The 18,021-nt window shown below is 62.6% G+C and carries 14 protein-coding genes; 9 read left to right on the forward strand and 5 right to left on the reverse strand.

The genetic code is table 11. From position 1 onward, the window contains the following. Nucleotide 1 precedes the first annotated feature (1 nt). Nucleotides 2-571: a HutD family protein gene (locus FHT28_RS13345; RefSeq protein ID WP_168596483.1), complete on the forward strand. Its 570-nt coding sequence runs from the start codon at nucleotides 2-4 to the stop codon at nucleotides 569-571. Between the two features lie 57 nt (nucleotides 572-628). Here the strand turns inward: FHT28_RS13345 and FHT28_RS13350 are convergent, their stop codons facing one another. Continuing rightward, on the reverse strand, nucleotides 629-982 hold the full coding sequence (locus tag FHT28_RS13350) for a hypothetical protein (protein ID WP_168596484.1): 354 nt from the start codon (nucleotides 980-982) through the stop codon (nucleotides 629-631). Nucleotides 983-1,119: 137 nt separating this feature from the next. On the opposite strand from FHT28_RS13350, the gene FHT28_RS13355 reads away from it, so the two are divergent. The 3 genes from FHT28_RS13355 (at nucleotide 1,120) to FHT28_RS13365 (ending at nucleotide 3,841) form a co-directional block, all read left to right on the forward strand. After that, a complete protein-coding gene (locus FHT28_RS13355; RefSeq protein WP_168596485.1) occupies nucleotides 1,120-1,782 on the forward strand; it encodes a sulfite oxidase-like oxidoreductase in 663 nt (220 codons plus the stop codon). A 208-nt stretch (nucleotides 1,783-1,990) separates the two neighbouring features. After that, nucleotides 1,991-3,451, forward strand: coding sequence for an MFS transporter (locus FHT28_RS13360; RefSeq protein ID WP_168596486.1), 1,461 nt, complete (start codon nucleotides 1,991-1,993; stop codon nucleotides 3,449-3,451). A gap of 84 nt (nucleotides 3,452-3,535) precedes the next feature. Next, nucleotides 3,536-3,841 carry a hypothetical protein gene (locus FHT28_RS13365; protein WP_047553839.1) on the forward strand — a complete coding sequence of 102 codons (306 nt, stop codon included), beginning with the start codon at nucleotides 3,536-3,538 and terminating at the stop codon, nucleotides 3,839-3,841. A 22-nt stretch (nucleotides 3,842-3,863) separates the two neighbouring features. Here FHT28_RS13365 and FHT28_RS13370 read toward each other — a convergent pair whose 3' ends face one another. Further along, nucleotides 3,864-4,259 carry a type II toxin-antitoxin system VapC family toxin gene (locus FHT28_RS13370; protein WP_168596487.1) on the reverse strand — a complete coding sequence of 132 codons (396 nt, stop codon included), beginning with the start codon at nucleotides 4,257-4,259 and terminating at the stop codon, nucleotides 3,864-3,866. Beyond that, a complete protein-coding gene (locus FHT28_RS13375; RefSeq protein WP_037196027.1) occupies nucleotides 4,259-4,486 on the reverse strand; it encodes a type II toxin-antitoxin system VapB family antitoxin in 228 nt (75 codons plus the stop codon). The genes FHT28_RS13370 and FHT28_RS13375 overlap by 1 nt, the downstream gene beginning before the upstream one ends. A 188-nt stretch (nucleotides 4,487-4,674) precedes the next feature. Between FHT28_RS13375 and FHT28_RS13380 the strand changes: the two genes are divergently transcribed. After that, nucleotides 4,675-5,865 (forward strand): acetyl-CoA C-acyltransferase, encoded by a 1,191-nt coding sequence (locus FHT28_RS13380; protein WP_168596488.1) that lies wholly within the window; start codon nucleotides 4,675-4,677, stop codon nucleotides 5,863-5,865. A gap of 62 nt (nucleotides 5,866-5,927) precedes the next feature. Here the strand turns inward: FHT28_RS13380 and cueR are convergent, their stop codons facing one another. Together cueR and FHT28_RS13390 are read right to left on the reverse strand one after the other, a co-directional pair. Then, nucleotides 5,928-6,314, reverse strand: coding sequence for a Cu(I)-responsive transcriptional regulator (gene cueR, locus FHT28_RS13385; protein ID WP_037196031.1), 387 nt, complete (start codon nucleotides 6,312-6,314; stop codon nucleotides 5,928-5,930). An 11-nt stretch (nucleotides 6,315-6,325) separates the two neighbouring features. After that, nucleotides 6,326-8,830, reverse strand: a complete 2,505-nt coding sequence (locus FHT28_RS13390) for a heavy metal translocating P-type ATPase (RefSeq protein WP_168596489.1) — start codon at nucleotides 8,828-8,830, stop codon at nucleotides 6,326-6,328. 172 nt (nucleotides 8,831-9,002) lie between these two features. On the opposite strand from FHT28_RS13390, the gene FHT28_RS13395 reads away from it, so the two are divergent. The 4 genes from FHT28_RS13395 (at nucleotide 9,003) to FHT28_RS13410 (ending at nucleotide 18,009) form a co-directional block, all read left to right on the forward strand. Continuing rightward, nucleotides 9,003-10,103, forward strand: coding sequence for an RHE_PE00001 family protein (locus FHT28_RS13395; protein WP_092573141.1), 1,101 nt, complete (start codon nucleotides 9,003-9,005; stop codon nucleotides 10,101-10,103). Between the two features lie 216 nt (nucleotides 10,104-10,319). After that, entirely contained in the window at nucleotides 10,320-11,789 is a 1,470-nt protein-coding gene (locus FHT28_RS13400; protein ID WP_168596490.1) for an efflux RND transporter periplasmic adaptor subunit, read from the forward strand. Then, the gene (locus FHT28_RS13405) at nucleotides 11,786-14,905 is read left to right on the forward strand and encodes an efflux RND transporter permease subunit (RefSeq protein ID WP_168596491.1); all 3,120 of its coding nucleotides are present in this window, start codon (nucleotides 11,786-11,788) and stop codon (nucleotides 14,903-14,905) included. Before FHT28_RS13400 ends, FHT28_RS13405 begins: the two co-directional genes overlap by 4 nt. Further along, a complete protein-coding gene (locus tag FHT28_RS13410; protein ID WP_168596492.1) occupies nucleotides 14,902-18,009 on the forward strand; it encodes an efflux RND transporter permease subunit in 3,108 nt (1,035 codons plus the stop codon). Before FHT28_RS13405 ends, FHT28_RS13410 begins: the two co-directional genes overlap by 4 nt. Nucleotides 18,010-18,021 lie beyond the last annotated feature (12 nt).

An 18,021-nucleotide genomic window follows, 5' to 3' on the forward strand; every position in this document is an offset into this window, starting at 1 on the left:
GATGAAGCTGCTGCGCGCCAGTGACCACAAGCGCATGCCCTGGAAGAACGGCGGCGGAGAAACGGTGGAAATCGCCGTTTCGCCCGACGGCGTCGGGCTTGCCGACTTCGACTGGCGCGTCAGCATGGCGACGGTTGCCACGGATGGGCCGTTTTCGGTCTTTCCCGGTATCGATCGCACGCTATCCATTCTCGAGGGAGAGGGAATGACCCTCTTCATCGAGGGCCGCGAACCGGAGCGTCTGACGCAGGCAAGCGATCCGCTATCCTTCGCGGCGGATGCGCCGACTTCCGCGACTTTGATCGACGGGACGATCACCGATCTCAACGTGATGACGCGGCGGGGACGCTTCACGCATTCGGTGCGGCGCATTTCGGTTGAGGGGACTATCAAGCTTGCCCCCTGCGGTGGGGTGAGCCTTATCCTTTGCCATCGTGGCCACGCCGAAGCCGCCAGGCTTTCGCTTTCGGCATTGGATTGCCTGCTTCTGGAAGCAGGTGGGCAGGAAATAAACGTTTCCGGAAAAGCGGAGCTGTTCCAGATCGAAATTCAGCCCAATGGGCACCCGTAGGCAAAGACAGCCAACCGAAGTGATGGGCTCGATTTTTCTGATCGAGATCGTAGTAATCTACGCCGGCATGCGTTGCGGGGAGCCGTTTTCGGCATTCCTCGCCCTTGTCTTATACGCGCGGTAGTATAGATCGACGGCAACCGCAATTTCCCTGAACTGTGTATCGAACTGGCCGCGTCTGATCAAAACCGGCCGCGGGCGCTTTGATCTCTTCCAGATTTTTGCGACTAGGCCTTCGCTCAGGCTGGTCTTGCTTTCCAAGTTGACGAATATGGTAGCCGCCTTCGCCGTTCTTGGATCCATGGTGGCGAAGATCACGCCATCCATGTACTCCCAAGGAATGAAACCGGATGATTCTGAAGCTGGATCTCGAGTACCGATTTCGCGGACGGATGTGATATCGGTATTCAAGCTTACCCCCTCATCATGTTTGCCGAGCCATAGCATTGTGCTCGCCGAGATGTCATCAGCCGATTGATTGGCGCATCGCGACTTGACACCCACTTGGCGCAGCTATCCTATTTCCGCGCAGCAGAGAGGGTACCCCGATGAGCGACGATCAGATCCCCGCCGATAGCAAGCTCACAACCTCCAAGCGCCGCTGGGCGGCGGAGGGCAAGTTTCTGACCGGGCGCATCAGCCGGCCTGAGACCGAGCGGTTGCCGCCGGGTCAGCATCTCGTCAAGAACTGGCCGGTGCTCGATCTCGGGCAGCAGCCGCAGGTTTCGCTGTCGAGCTGGCGGCTCGATGTGTTCGGTTTCGTGGAAAAGCGGCTCAGCCTTGATTGGACCGCCTTCCAGGCGATCGAACAGAGCACCCGCATCAGCGACATTCATTGCGTGACGACCTGGTCGCGCTACGACAATCGCTGGGAGGGAGTGGCGACTCGCGATCTGCTCGATCTCGCCATGCCGACGGCCGAGGCGCATCATGTGTTGCTGACCAGCTATGACGGCTATACGACGAACCTGCCGCTGTCGGATTTTGCCGCCGAGGATGCCATTCTCGCCACCGCCTGGGAAGGCCAGCCGCTGACGCGCGAGCACGGTGGGCCGATGCGTCTCGTGGTGCCGCATCTCTATTTCTGGAAAAGCGCCAAGTGGCTGAGCCGCATCGAGTTCATCGGCACCGACAGGGCCGGCTTCTGGGAGAAGAATGGCTATCACATGTACGGCGATCCCTGGCGTGAGCAGCGTTATTCCAACGATTGAAGCCTGCTCGATGTTGGAGGGCAGAGGGTGCCGCCGAAGCAAATCCGGCAGAGATCGCGGTTTCTTATGTCACCGTGTCAATTTTTGATGGCTCCCGCATGGGTTTGCGGCTTTGCAAGCGGCAATGATGGGCGTATTCAATGATCGTATGATTGCCGTCGGCGGAGTCCGACCACGCCCTGAACCCCATTCTTTGAAATTCCATGCCATGACCGTTGTCCGGACCACAGAGCATCCTTCCGAGACCAGTTTCGGCCGGCAATCCCGCATTATCGCCTTCGTCGTCGCCGTCGCCTTCTTCATGCAGATCCTCGACGGCACCATCGTCACGACGTCGCTGCCGCAGATGGCGAGCACATTCTGCGTCGAGCCGGTGTCGATGAGCATCGGCATCACGGTCTATCTGCTCACCATGGCGGCCTTCGTGCCGCTTGCGGGCTGGGCGGGCGACCGCTACGGCGCGCGGCGGGTGTTTCTGGCATCGATCACCATCTTCACCGTGGCATCGCTGTTTTGCGCCCTTTCCGGCAACCTCGCCGAGTTCGTCATTGCCCGCGCCGTTCAAGGTATCGGCAGCGCGCTGATGACGCCTGTGGGACGCATCATCGTGCTCAAAAATGCGCGCAAATCGGATCTCGTGCATGCGATGTCGATGATCACCTGGCCGGCGCTGACGGCGCCCGTCATCGGTCCGGTGCTCGGCAGCTTCATCACTACCTATCTGAGCTGGCACTGGAACTTTCTGATCAATATTCCGATCGGCATCATCGGCTTCGGCCTCGTGTTGCGCTTCGTGCCGGATCAGCGCGAGGAGAGGGTTGCGCCGCTCGATTTCATCGGCTTCCTGCAGTCGGCAGCGGGATTGACCTTCCTGCTCGCCGGTCTCGAATTCGTCGTCCAGGGCACGACCGCTCTCGTGGCCAGCGTCGGGCTGATCGCCGCCGGCGTGGTGTTTTCCGTCATCGCTACCCGGCATTTCATGCGGGTCGATGCACCCCTGCTCGATCTCTCCGCCTTCAAGGTCCAGACTTTCGCCATGTCGACGCTGTCGGCCGGTACGGCGAGCCGGGTGGCGATCAACGCCACGCCCTTCCTGCTGCCGCTGCTCTTCCAGGTGGGCTTCGGCCAGACCGCGATCAACGCCGGCACTTATCTCCTGTTCTATTTTGCCGGCAATCTCGGCATGAAGGCGATCACGACACAGATGCTGCGAGCCTTCGGCTTCCGCAATGTGCTCGTGGTCAACGGTCTGATCTCGTCCCTATGCATCGGCGGTTTCGCATTTCTGTCGCCATCGACGTCGAACTGGCTGATCTATTGTCTGCTGCTGGCGGCCGGCCTGTCACGATCGATGAATTTCACCGCGCTGAATACGCTCGGCTTTGCCGATATCCATGCTTCCCAGCGCAGTTCCGCCTCGACCCTGTCAAGCATGCTGCAGCAGGTTTCGCTGCTGCTCGGCGTTGCCGTTGCCGCGGCTGTTCTCAATCTCTCGCGCACCATTCATGGTGGCGCCACGCTCTCTCCTGTCGATTTTCGCTGGGCTTTCCTCGTCGTCGCCTTGATCGGCGCCGTCTCTTCGCTGCGTTTCATCAGCCTGCCGCACGATGCCGGCGCGGAGGTGTCGCGGCACAAAATCAACACGTCGTCAAAACCTTCAAACTCTTAACGATATTGAGATACAAGCCGCTGTAAATCGGTTAACGAGTTCCCATATAAATGGAGCTTTAACCCCCCCACAGGAGGCAGTCTCATGCTGCTCAAAACTCTCGCTATCTCGGCCCTCGTCATTGGCATGTCCAGCGGCGCGATGGCGGAACAGGTGCATAAGCATCACCCCAAGAACCTCAAGGTCGAGGCGCTTCAGACCGACGTCGGCAATGTCGACCACTCGAAGGACGCTATCCTTCCAGACGGCACGATCAACACCGACCCGTCGGTGACCGGCCCGATCCGCGCCGGCGATTCGATTTCCCGACTGCAATGCGCTGCCGCACCGAACTCGGTCGGCGCGCGCTCGAACACCTATTCCTCAGGCTCGGCCTCGCTTTGCCCTTGACGGCAGCATCGCATCGGGTGGCTCAGGCCATTTCGATATCGGTTTGATTGAACCGGCCGCTTTTCGACAATAGCGGCTGGCGATAATAGTGGGCGCAGGCATAGGTCATGCAATCGTCGAGGCTAAGGCGCCCCGCGCGGCCGCCCTCGCCGTAGCGCTCATATGCCTCTGCCGCCAGAAAGGCGACACGGGGCGGAACGGCGAGAATCTGGATGTTCATGAGCTGCAGGAACGCGCGCACCGCTTCCGCAGACTCGGTTGGCGAGAGCCCCAGGATGGTGGAGATCTCGATTGCCGCCCGCGCTGCCGCAAGCGGTGAGGTCATCCGCGCCGTTGCCGGCTGCATGCGGATGGCAAAAGCCCGCGCCTCTTCCTCGTCAGTCATCATTGCCGACAATACCGAAGCGTCGATAAACATCAGGCTTCTCCCGTCGTATGATCGCCCTCGGCTTTGGCTGTCGCCTTTCGCTTGAGGTTGCGGCAGAAGGCGACGGCGACATCGGCAAGGACGGGTTTGGTCAACTCCTCATCCAGCGCCTTCTGCAGTGCGAGCCTCACGGCTTCGGTCTTGGTCGACGCTTTCGTCAGCGCTTGGTAGCGCCGAGCCAGCCGGTCGATTGTGTCGTCCTTGATGTAAAGTGGCATGAGATATCCATTTCGCTATGCTGGGATATCCATAGGATATGTCTCCAACGAGGGCAATCGCGCCTTTATGCCATCAGCGTCGAGGCGATTTTGGCGGGTGATATTTTCGCGATTTTTAGATGACGAACATCATCTAACGTGCTAGCAATGAGTTAAAGCACATCGTTTTCTGACCGTGAGGAGATGTCATGCCCGCTATTGATCCCGTTGTCATCGTTTCGGCCACGCGCACGCCGCTTGGTCGTTTTCAGGGAGAGTTGTCGTCCTTGCAGGCGACCGAGCTCGGTGCGCACGTCATCCGCTCGGCACTGGAGCGTGCCGGATTGTCGGCTGACAGGGTGGATGAAGTTCTGTTCGGCTGCGTGCTGCCGGCAGGGCAGGGGCAGGCTCCGGCCCGACAGGCGGCACGCGGCGCCGGCTTGCCGGATGCGGTAGGCGCCACGACGATCAACAAGGTCTGCGGCTCCGGCATGAAGGCGACCATGCTGGCACATGATCTGATCCTCGCCGGTTCGGCCTCGATCGCGGTCGCCGGCGGCATGGAATCGATGTCGAATGCGCCCTATCTGCTGGCGAAAGCACGTGGCGGTTACCGCATGGGTCATGACCGCATCTTCGATCATATGATGCTCGACGGGCTGGAGGATGCCTATGAGAAGGGCCGCTCCATGGGCGACTTCGGCGAAATGGCAGTGGAGGCCTATCAGTTCAGCCGCGACGATCAGGATGCTTATGCAGTCGAAACGCTGTCGCGCGCCCGCGCCGCAAGCGAGAACGGCGCCTTCACGGCCGAGATCACCCCGGTTTCGGTCGCGGCAAAGGGCGGGCCGGTGACGACCGCCAAGGACGAACATCCGCAGAAGGTCTCGCCGGAAAAGATCCCGACACTGAAGCCCGCTTTCCGCAAGGACGGGACCATCACGGCGGCCAGCGCCTCGGCCAACGCCGATGGCGCGGCTGCGCTGATCCTGACGCGTCGCTCGGTTGCCGAGCGCGAGGGGCTGCCGATCCTCGCGGAAATCAAGGCGCATGCCACCCATAGCCAGGAGCCGGCCTGGTACACCACCGCGCCGATCCCCGCCATCCGCAAGGTGCTCGATAAGACCGGCTGGAAGGTCGGCGATGTCGATCTCTTCGAGATCAACGAGGCTTTTGCCGTGGTCGCGATGGCCGCGGCCAAGGATCTTGGCATTGCTCGAGACCGCCTCAACGTCAATGGCGGCGCCTGCGCCCTCGGCCACCCCATCGGCGCCACCGGCGCGCGGCTGATCGTGACCCTGCTGCACGCCCTCGAACGCCGGGGCGCGACGCGCGGCATCGCCGCACTCTGCATCGGCGGCGGCGAGGCGACGGCAATTGCGGTTGAGCGGGTTGGGTGAGTGGCCAGGCACATCGTTGTTTCGGCATCGACGCATTCGCCTGACCTGCCGCCACAATAATCTCACCCCTCCGACAGCTCCTCCAAAATCGGGCAATCCGGCCGTTCGTTGCCGTGACAGGCGTGGACCAGATGTTCCAGCGTGCGGCGCAGTTCCGTCAGTTCGCGGATCTTGCGGTCGATCTCTGTGAGCTTCGCGGTGGCGATGTCCTTGACGTCGGCGCTGGCGCGGCTCTTGTCCTCGTAGAGCGCCAGCAACTGCCGGCATTCCTCGACCGAGAAACCGAGGCTGCGCGAGCGATGCAGGAAGCGGAGCTTATGCACGTCGCCGGCGCGATAGTCGCGATAGCCGTTGTCGCTGCGGTCGGGACGGATGAGGCCGATATCCTCATAATAGCGGATCGTCTTCGCCGGCAGGCCGGAGCGGTCGGATGCTTCGCCGATGTTCATATAAGTTCTCCCTATCTTGCCAGCCGCAGCCTGAGCGCGTTGGCGATGACCGAGACCGACGACAGGCTCATGGCGGCCGCCGCGATCATCGGGGACAGAAGCAGACCGAAGATCGGATAGAGCGCGCCGGCTGCCAGCGGCACGCCGAGCGCATTATAGCCGAAGGCAAAGGCAAGGTTTTGCCTGATGTTGCGGATCGTCGCTTCCGACAAGCGCCGGGCCCGGACGATGCCGTTGAGATCGCCCTTCACCAGCGTGATGCCGGCGCTTTCCATGGCGACATCCGCACCTGTGCCCATGGCGATACCGACATCGGCGGCGGCGAGCGCCGGCGCGTCATTGACGCCGTCGCCGGCCATGGCGACGATGTGGCCCTTCGTTCGCAGCTCATCGATCAGCGCCTTCTTGCCTTCCGGCAGCATGTCGGCGCGGACCTCGTCGATGCCGAGCTGCTTGGCGACAGCGTCTGCCGTGCGGCCGTTGTCGCCGGTTGCCATGACGATCTTCAAGCCGCTTTCATGCAGTGCCTTGATCGCGGCCGCGGTCGTCGGCTTGATGCGGTCGGCAACGGCGACGAGGCCCGCCAGCCTGTTGTCGATGGCGACGAACATGACAGTCTTGCCCTCGCCGCGCAGGCGCTCGGTCTCGGCTTTCAATTCGTCGAACGAGATGGCGAGATCAGCCATCATGGCAGCGTTGCCAAGCGCAATCGCGGTATGGCCTGCACGGCCTTCGACGCCCTTGCCCGATGTTGCCGAAAAGCCGGAGACCTCGACAAAGCTGGCTCCGCGCTCTTCGGCGCCCGCAACGATCGCTTCGGCGAGCGGATGCTCGGAGCCGCGCTCGAGGCTGGCGGCGAGCGACAACAGATGAGCTTGCTCGATGCCGTCAGCCGTGACGATGTCGGTGAGATTCGGTTTGCCTTCCGTCAGCGTGCCGGTCTTGTCGACGATCAGCGTATCAACCTTGGCAAAGCGTTCCAGCGCCTCGGCGTCGCGCACCAGCACGCCTTCCTGTGCGCCGCGGCCGGTGGCGATCATGATGGACATCGGCGTCGCCAGTCCAAGCGCGCAGGGGCAGGCGATGATCAGCACTGCGACGGCGGCGAGCAGCGCATGCGCCAGTCGTGGCTCCGGTCCGACGAAGGCCCAGACGGAAAACGCGATGATGGCGGCCGCGACCACGGCGGGCACGAAGACCGCGGATACGCGGTCGACCATCGTCTGGATCGGGGCGCGCGAGCGCTGCGCCTTGGCGACAAGCTCGACGATGCGCGACAGCGTCGTGTCGGCACCGACCTTTTCGGCCAGCATAATCAGCGAACCGTTCCTGTTGATCGTGCCGCCGGTCAATGCATCACCCTTGGCCTTTTCGACCGGCAGCGGTTCGCCTGTGATCATCGATTCATCGATGGTGGATTGTCCTTCGACGACCGAGCCGTCCACGGGCACGCGCTCGCCGGGGCGAACACGCAGCCGGTCGCCGGCCTCAATCTGGTCGACAGGCACATCCACTTCGTTGCCGTCGGCGCCGATGCGTCGGGCCGTCTTGGGCGCGAGATCGAGCAGGGCGCGAATGGCAGATCCCGTGCGTTCGCGCGCTTTCAGCTCCAGCACCTGGCCGACGAAGACCAGCGCGATGATGACCGAGGCGGCCTCGAAATAGACGGGTATGGCCTCGCCATGACCATGAAAGCTCATGGGAAACAGGCCGGGCGCGAGCGTGGCGACGAGGCTGTAGAGATAGGCGGTGCCGACGCCGAGGCCGATCAGCGTCCACATATTCGGGCTGCAGTTGACGAGCGAATTCCAGGCGCGACGGAAGAAGGGCAATGCCGCCCAGAGCACAACCGGCGTTGCCAGCACGAGTTCGATCCATGTGGCGGTGGGTTCGCCGATCCAGCCGCGTAGGGGCAGGCCGAACATCGGACCCATGCTGATCACCAGCAGCGGCAGCGACAAGGCTGCGCTGATCCAGAGCCGGCGCGTGAAATCGACGAGTTCCGGATTAGGTCCTTCATCGGCCGAGGGCACGCCCATGGGCTCCAGCGCCATGCCGCATTTCGGGCAATCGCCGGCATGGTCGCTGACGACCTCGGGGTGCATCGGGCAGGTATAGAGCGTGCCCCTCGGTACCGGTTTCGGCGAGGGCTTGTTGCCGTCGAGATAGGCTGATGGATCGGCTTCGAATTTGCCCTTGCAGCCGGCGGAGCAGAAATAGAATTTCTCGCCTTCGTGCTTCAGGAAATGACGCGCGGTGGCGCGGTCGACGGTCATGCCGCAGACCGGGTCCTTGGCGGAGATATAGCTTTCCGGCGCGGCTTCGAACTTCTTGCGGCAGCCGTCGCAGCAGAAATGGAAGGTGCGGCCCTGATAATCGAGCGACGGCTTGCCGGCGGGATCCACAGTCATGCCGCAAACGGGATCGCGGGTGATCGTCTCCTGCGGCTGTCCGTCGTGGTGGTGATGATGACCGTGGCCGTGATGGCTGTGATCGTGTTCGTCGTGCAATGCCATATCAAACTCCATTGCTCCGATGGGAGCGTCGGATAGCTTATGAACCTTCCTGTCACTGGAAGGTCAAGGCATAAAATGGGGATTGTCATCCACAGTTCACAGGGGTCTCTTCCTATCCCGCCGGATGCGGCGATGATAAGTTCCGTAAGAATGATTCAATGATGTGATTCCAATGCGATATGATCTGACCACCCTCCCGCTGACGACGCTCCTGGCTGCCATCATCAAGGCGGAAGACATGCTGGCGCGGCTGGACGAGCGTGTCCTCAGGCATGCGGTGGCGGACGGTTTTCGCGAGCGCGGGCATTTTTTCGACGCAGCGGGCGCGCTCTGGGTCGGTGGCGAGCTGGTGCATGTGGAGGATCTGGTCTTGCACGATGCGCGCATGGATGCGCGCACGCCGACACATGAGCTGACCATCGCCCACGCCGTGCTGCGGGTCAGGCGTCGTCTGTGGAGCGCGGAGCCCTCCTGGGGGTTGGAGGCGGCCGGACTTGCCGCATTGCGGGGCGATATCGGCGAGGCCAAGGACGTCATCCAGCTGCGTCCGCCGCCGCTCGGTGAGCCTAATGACGGACAAGAGGATGGGGGGGATGATTTCGGCGTCGATTTCGCCGAGATCGACGCCATTCTTGCCCGATCCGACAAGATCCTGAACGGCGGCGTCCCAGATGCCAGGCCGGAGACGATCGACGATCCGCTTGCCCTGGTTCGCGACGAGGATTGGGATGAAGGCGAGCGGCTGGAGAGCTGGCGCGCCCTGATCCGCGAGGCCGATCTGTTGCCGCCGGTTCTTGGCGCCGCCGTGCTTTTCGACGCCTGGGAGCGGATCGAGCCGCTGCGGCGGCAGCATTGGCTCGGCGGCCTGCTGGTCAGCGCCTATCTGCGCAGCCGCGGCAAGGTCACCTCGCATCTCTTCTGCCTGAATGTCGGCCTGAAATCCGTGCGGCACGAGCGGCGGCGTGCGTCGGATCGCACCACACGGCTGTTGGCCTTCCTGGACGCCATGGCGCTTTCGGCCGATTCGGGTCTCAAGGAACTCGATCGGCTTTCGCTCGCCAAGCTGCAGATGGAATTGCGGCTGAAGGACCGGCGATCGAACAGCAGCCTGCCGGAGGTTATCGATATCGTGCTGTCGCGACCGATCGTTTCGGCGAAGATGATCGCCCGCCATGTCGGTGTTACCCCAAGAGGCGCGCTCAATCTGGTGGCTGATCTCGGCCTGCGCGAGATGACCGGTCGCGGGCGCTATCGCGGCTGGGGGGTGCTGTGATCACAGGGGACAGCGTGCGCTTGCGCAGCCGCTGATCTTTTGCAACTACAACCCTAGTTTTTGTCCAATGTTACAGTTTGTTACGCTAAGTCGCGCTAAAATGGACAAAATTTAATGGCCATACCAAATTCCTAAGTGGCGCGATGCAAGCTAGAGTCGCGCCCTGTGATGCTGGCGGGTCGTGAACCGTCGAAGGCTTTGAAGGAAGGTATGTTGATGGCTCGGACCTTTCGGGTCGTAATGTCGCTGGCGGTAATCGGTGCAGTGGCCTATGGCGCCTATGCCACTCGCGATCTCTGGCTTGGCAGCGCCGAGCGGCTGCTCGGCTATCAGAATGCGTCAGCACCTGCCCAGCAAGCTCAAGGTGAGCGTCGCAACGGCCAGGGCCAGGGGAGTGGCGGCAGCGGAAGACGGCGCGGCCTCTCGCAATTCAGCGGTCCTGTTCCGGTGCTTGTGGCCGACGCGAAGGCGGCCGATGTGCCTGTCTATATCGATGGCGTGGGTTCGGTGAAGGCCCTGAACACCGTGACGGTGCGCGCCCAGGTCAACGGAAAGATCGTGGAAATCGATTTCGACGAAGGCCAGGACATCAAGAAGGGCGACGTAATCGCCCGTATCGATGACGGCGTCTACAAGGCGCAGCGCGACCAGGCGGTCGCCAAGAAGGCGCAGGACGAAGCCCTGCTCGCCGGCGCCCAGCGTGACCTTGCGCGCTATCAGCTGATGGTGAAGAGCGCCTCGGGCACCCAGCAGCAGGTCGACACCCAGCTGTCGCTGGTGGCGCAATATACGGCGCAAATCCAGGTCGATGTGGCAGCCATAGAAAGCGCCCAGGCGACGCTCGACTATACGACGATCAAGGCGCCCATCGACGGGCGCACCGGCATCCGCAACGTCGATATCGGCAATCTGGTCAGCTCGTCCGACACGACCGGCATCGTGACGCTGTCGCAGATCCAGCCGATCTCCGTCCTCTTTTCCATTCCGCAGCAGCAGCTTGCACGCGTCAACGCGGCCAGCCTGGCCGGAACGCTCGCCGTCCAGGCGCTGGGGAACGACGGCCAGACGGTGGTCGACAATGGCTCGCTTGCGGTGGTCGACAACCAGGTCGACCCCACGACAGGCACGATAAGGCTGAAGGCCAATTTCCCGAACGACAAGCTGGCGCTTTGGCCGGGTGCTTTCGTCAATGCGCGTCTTCTGGTCGAGACGCTGAAGGGCGTCACGACCATTCCGAGCGCCGCCGTGCAGCGCGGGCCGAACGGCACCTTCGTCTATATCGTCAACCAGGATGAGACCGTTGCCATGAAGACGGTGAAGGTGCGGCAGCAGGATGACACGCTGGCGGTCATCACCGACGGTGTGTCGCCCGGCGACAAGGTGGTGACGACCGGCTTCGCGCGGCTTCAGGATAAGTCGAAAGTCCAGATTTCAGCCAGTCCGGTTCAGGCAACGCCGAATGCGCCGGCAGCGAATGATCAGGGGCAGCCGGTCGCGGAGAACGATCCGCAAAGCGGCCAGACCAACAATGCCAATGATGGTGAGCGGCCGCATCGTCGGCACAACGGTGAGGGCGGCAATGGCAGCCATCGCGGCCAGCATGCCGCCGGCGCCGGCCAGGGTGCGGATGCCAGTGGCAGCGCTGCCCCCGCCATGTCGCCCACAACGCCGACACAGCAACAATGAACGTTTCGTCGCTCTTCATCTCCCGGCCTATCGCCACCTCGCTTCTCGGGGTCGCGGTTCTCCTGGGCGGCATTCTCGGTTTTCTCTTCCTGCCGGTCGCGCCGCTGCCGCAGGTGGATTTTCCGACGATACAGGTGACGACGCAGCTTCCCGGAGCCGATCCCGATACGATGGCCGCCCTGGTGACGGCGCCGCTCGAGCGACCGCTCGGACAGATCCCGTCGCTGGCGTCCATGACCTCGTCGAGCGCCTTCGGCATCAGCCAGATCACCCTGCAATTCGATCTCGGCCGCAATATCGATGGCGCCGCGCAGGATGTGCAGGCGGCGATCAATGCCGCCGGCTCGACGCTGCCGCGCACCTTGCCCTATCCACCGACCTATTCGAAGGTGAACCCGGCCGATACGCCGATCGTGACGCTGGCATTGCATTCCAACAGCTATTCGATCCGCGAACTCAGCGACTTCGCCGATACGATGATGGCGCAGCGGCTGAGCGAGGTTTCCGGTGTCGGCGACGTCAACATACAGGGCGGCGTCAAGCCGGCCATCCGCATCCAGGTCGATCTGCCGCGTCTCGCCTCCTACGGCCTGGCTCTGGAGGACATACGCTCGGCGATCACCAATGCCAGCGTTGCCGGCGCCAAGGGCTCGCTTGACGGCACCCAGCAGAGCTTCACGCTTGCGGCCAACGACCAGATCGTCGATCCCAACGTCTATAAATCCGTCATCATTGCCTATCGCAACAGCGCACCGGTGCAATTGAAGGACGTGGCAACCGTCGTCGAGGGGCTGGAGAACAATCGCGTCGGCGCCTGGTATCAGGGACAGCCCGCCGTCATTCTCGATATCATGCGCCAGCCAGGCGCCAACGTCATCCAGACGGTCGAAAGCGTCCTGCAGCAGTTGCCGAAGCTGAAGCAGGCGCTGCCCGCCGGCATCTCGCTCGACATCGTCAACGATCGCACCGAGACGATCAGGGCTTCGATCCACGACGTGCAATGGACGCTGGTGATCAGCATCGGTCTGGTCATTCTCGTCGTCCTGCTTTTCCTGCGCACGGTGACGGCGACATTCATCGCAGGCGTCGCCCTGCCGCTGTCGTTGATCGCCACCTTCGGCGTCATGTGGTTTGCCGGCTTCAGCCTCGACAATCTCTCGCTGATGGCGCTGACCATCGGCACCGGTTTCGTCGTCGACGACGCCATCGTGATGATCGAGAACATCGCCCGCCACATCGAGGAGGGCGAAAACCCGATGCAGGCGGCGCTGAAGGGCGCCGGCGAGATCGGCTTCACCATCATTTCGCTCACCGTCTCGCTGGTTGCCGTCTTCATTCCCCTGTTGTTCATGACCGGGATCGTCGGGCGCATGTTCCGCGAGTTTGCGCTGACGCTCACCATTGCCGTGGTGGTGTCGGCAGTCGTGTCGCTGACCCTGACACCGATGATGTGCGCCCGAATCCTGCGAAAGCCCAGGGAGCGCAAGGGCGGCATTCTGGCCGGAACCGACCGTTTCATGGAGCGGCTTGTCGAGGGCTACAGACGCAGTCTCGTCTGGGCTGTGGACCGCAGTGCCCTGATGCTGTTGGCAACGGTGGTGACGCTGGCCGCGACCATCGCGCTTTATGTCGTCATTCCCAAGGGCTTCCTGCCGGCGCAGGATACGGGGCTGATCACGGCCGTCATAGAAGCGGAGCCGACGACCTCCTTCGAATCCATGACGACGATACAGGCGACCGTGGCCGACCGGCTGCGCAAGGATCCGGACGTGAGGGGCATCGTCTCCGTCATCGGTGCCAGCGCCAGCAATCTGACGCTGAACACAGGCAATCTCAGCCTCGTGCTGAAGCCGAGGAACCAGCGCGACGTTTCCGCCGATCAGATCATCGACCGGATGCGCGGTGAAGTCGACGGCCTGCCCGGCATCCATGTCACCTTCCAAAGCGTACGCGACATCTCGATCAGTACCCGGGCAAGCCGCGCACCCTATCAATACACGCTGACCGGGACGGATACGGCCACGGTGGTCGACTGGGCCGCAAAGCTCACTCAGCAGCTGCAGGAGAGCCCGAAGCTCATCGACGTCACGTCCGAGGTCGAAATGGGCGGCGGCCGCATCTTCGTCGATGTCGATCGCGAAACCGCCTCGCGGCTCGGCGTGTCGATGCAGGCCGTGAGTGATACTTTGAATGACGCGTTCGGCCAGCGCCAGATCGCCACGATCTACGGCCAGGCGAACCAGTATCGCGTCATTCTCGAGGCCGCGCCGCAATACCAGTCGGATCCGAAGTCGCTCAACAAGCTCTACGTTGCGGGCGCCAGCGACACGCAGGTTCCCCTCAATGCGTTCACCACAGCGACATTCACGACGGCGCCCCTGGTCATCAGCCATGACGAGCAGTTTCCGGCCGTGACGATCAGTTTCGATCTCGCCAAGGGCGCTTCGCTGAGCGAGGCAGTTGCCGAGGTCAAGGCGGCCGAGCAGGACATCGGCATGCCTGATAACATCCAGCGCAAATATTCGGGTGATGCGGAAGAATTTGCCTCCTCGCTCGCGGGCGAACCCTGGCTGATCCTCGCGGCCATCGTGACCATCTACATCGTGCTCGGCCTGCTCTACGAAAGCGCCGTGCATCCCGTTACCATTCTTTCGACGCTGCCTTCGGCCGGCGTCGGCGCGCTGCTCGCACTGATGCTGTTCGGGCAGGACCTGTCGATCATCGCCTTGATCGGCATCGTGCTCTTGATGGGTATCGTGAAGAAGAATGCGATCATGATGATCGACTTCGCGCTGGAGGCGGAGCGCAAGGAAGGCCTTCCGCCGCGCGAAGCCATTCTCAAGGCCTCTATCCTGCGTTTCCGCCCGATCATGATGACGACACTGGCGGCACTCTTCGGTGCGCTGCCATTGGCCCTGGCGCAGGGCACGGGTGCCGAACTGCGCATCCCGCTCGGTATCACCATCATCGGCGGCCTCGTGCTTTCCCAGCTTCTGACGCTCTATACGACGCCGGTGATCTATCTGGCCTTCGAGAGCCTGCGCGCCCGCATCGTCGGCCGCACCAGCGGAACGCCGAGTCCAGAGATGAACGAACTGGCGGGTGGTGAGACATGAACCTCTCCGAGCCGTTCATCAAGCGCCCTGTCGGGACGACGCTTCTGGCGATCGGGTTGATGATCCTCGGCATCGTCGCCTATCGGTTCCTGCCGGTGGCAAGCCTGCCGACCGTCGATCTGCCGACGATCGTCGTCTCCGCCGGCCGGCCGGGCGCCGATCCCGCCAGCATGGCGGCAAGCGTCGCGGCGCCGCTCGAGCGCCATCTCGGCACCATTGCCGGCGTCACGCAGCTGACCTCGGTCAGCTCGCTCGGCTCGAGCACCATCATCGCGCAGTTCGATCTCTCGCGCAGTGTCGATGGCGCGGCGCAGGATGTGCAGGCGGCGTTGAATGCGGCGGCAATCGACCTGCCGGGCGATCTTCCGACATTGCCTTCCTTCCGCAAGATCAACCCGGCCGCGGCTCCTGTCCTCATTCTGGCGCTGACATCAGACAATGTCGCGCCGAGCGCCATATATGATGCGGCCGATACGGTGGTCGTGCAGCGTATCTCGCAGGTGGATGGCGTCGGCGGTGTGACGGTCAGCGGCGCCGATCAGCCGGCGGTGCGCATCAGGCTGGATCCCGACCGTCTCTCGGCCATGGGCCTATCGCTCGATGCCGTCCGTACGGCGATCGTCAACGCCAACGTGCTCGGTCCCTTCGGCTCCATCGACGGCGCCAGCGGCGCCTTCTCCCTTGCCGTGAACAGTCAGCTGCGGACGCCGGAAGCCTATGGAAGGCTTGTCGTGCGGAGCGGCGACGGCACGGCCGTCCGCCTCTCGGATATCGCCACCGTCGAGCCGGGCGTGCGCAACAGCCGCTCCGATGCCTGGTACGACGGCAAGCCGGCCGTGCTACTCAACATCACCAAGCAGGCGGATGCGAACGTCATTGCCACCGTCGATGGCGTCAAGGAGCTGATCCCCGAGCTGCAGAGGCTCATCCCCGCCGGCGTCAAGATAGCAGTCCTTTCCGACCGCACCACAACGATCCATGCCAGCGTCAACGATATGCAGTGGACCCTGCTCGCCACCATCTGCCTGGTCATGGCCGTGGTCTTCGTCTTCCTGCGGCGCGCGACGCCGACCCTTGCAGCCGGCGTCACCGTGCCGCTCTCATTGGCCGGAACCTTTGCCGCGATGTGGCTATTCGGACTGTCCATAGACAATCTTTCTCTCATGGCGCTCGCCGTCTCGGTCGGCTTCGTCGTCGACGATGCCATCGTCATGATCGAGAACATCTATGCCAATCTGGAAAGCGGCATGAAGCCGATGCGGGCGGCGCTCGAGGGGGCGAGGCAGATCGGCTTCACGGTGGTTTCCATCAGCCTGTCACTGCTCGCCGCCTTCATACCGCTGTTCTTCATGGGCGGCATCGTCGGCCGCTTCTTCCAGACCTTTTCGCTGACGCTCGGATTCACCATCATTGTCTCAACGCTGGTGTCGCTGACGCTGACGCCGATGATCTGCGGCCATCGCCTTCGTCAGCACGACATCGATGCGCGGCCAGGTCCGTTCGGCCGCGTTATCGAAGGCACGCTGGGCGCGATCATCGGATTTTATGGCCGTACATTGAAAGCGGTGCTGCATCACCGCGTGCTGTCCGTGCTTGTTATCATCGCCTGCGTCGTCATGTCGGGCTATCTCTACGTCAAGGTTCCGAAGGGTTTCATTCCGCAGGACGATACGGGCTTCATCCAGGGTGGGACGGAGGCTGCGACCGATATCTCCTATCCGGCCATGGTCAAATTGCAGCGGCAGGCGGCTGATATCGTCGCCCAGGACCCTGCGGTCTCGGGTCTTGGTTCTTCCCTGGGCGGCGGCGGCTTTTCCAGCTCCATCAATCGCGGGCAGCTCCTCATTTCACTCAAGCCGGAATCGGAGCGGGCACCGACGGCCGACGTCATCGACCGGCTTCGCAAGCAACTCACGGCCGTTCCAGGGCTCAGCACCTTCCTGTTTTCGCCTGGTGACATCCGCGCCGGGGCTCGCCAATCGCAGTCGCAGTATCAGTTCACGCTCTGGGGCGCGAATTATGACGAGCTGGTGTATTGGGCGCCGAAGGTGCTGGAACGCATGCAAGCTCTTCCGGGGCTGACCGATGTCGCGACCGACAGGCAGCCCAACGGCCTGCAGGCGACCGTCAATATCGACCGGAGCCTCGCTTCCCAACTCGGGGTCAACATCCAGTCCATCGATGCCGCGCTGAACAATGCCTTCGCTCAGCGGCAGATCTCGACGATCTATACGCAACGCAACCAGTATCGTGTCGTGCTGGAGGCCAATCCGAACTACGCCCTCGATCCGCACGATATCTCCAAGCTCTATGTGCCGGCCTCCGGTGGCACGCAGGTCCCCCTCAGCGCCGTCGCATCGGTCGACCGGACGCTTGCGCCGCTGGTGGTCAATCATCAGGGCCAATATCCGTCCGTCACCATTTCCTACAATCTGGCGCTCAACACGCCGCTGCAGGTGGCGAACGACGCCATCCAGAAAGCGGTGCTCGACATGCACCTGCCCGACACGCTGCACGCGGATTTCGCCGGCGACGCGGCAAGCGTCACGCAGTCGTCCAGCAGCCAGCCGCTCCTGCTTCTGGCGGCGCTTCTGACGGTCTACATCGTTCTCGGCATTCTCTATGAAAGCCTGGCGCATCCGCTGACGATCATCTCGACGCTACCATCAGCCGGCCTGGGCGCCCTGCTGGCGCTGGTCATCAGTGGCACCGAATTGACGATCATCGCCTTCATCGGCATCATCCTCTTGATCGGCATCGTCAAGAAAAACGGGATCATGATGGTGGACTTCGCCCTACAGGGTGAGCGTGTGCTCGGCCTGTCCCCGGAGGAGGCGATCTATCAAGCCTGCCTCAAACGCTTCCGTCCGATCCTGATGACGACGCTGGCCGCATTGATGGGCGCCATTCCGCTGATCATCGCGACCGGCCCAGGTTCGGAGCTTCGCCGTCCGCTCGGTATCACCATCGTCGGCGGACTGGTCGTGTCGCAGGTATTGACGCTCTACACCACCCCGATCATCTATCTGATGCTTGCCAAGCTGCATGCACGATGGTCGCCGAAGCAAGAGCCGGCACCGCCGATGTCTTCGCTATCAACTTGAGTTGGCGGCATA

Origin of the sequence: Rhizobium sp. SG570, from assembly GCF_012275345.1 — a bacterium.
GTDB classification, from domain to species: Bacteria; Pseudomonadota; Alphaproteobacteria; order Rhizobiales; family Rhizobiaceae; genus Rhizobium; species Rhizobium lusitanum.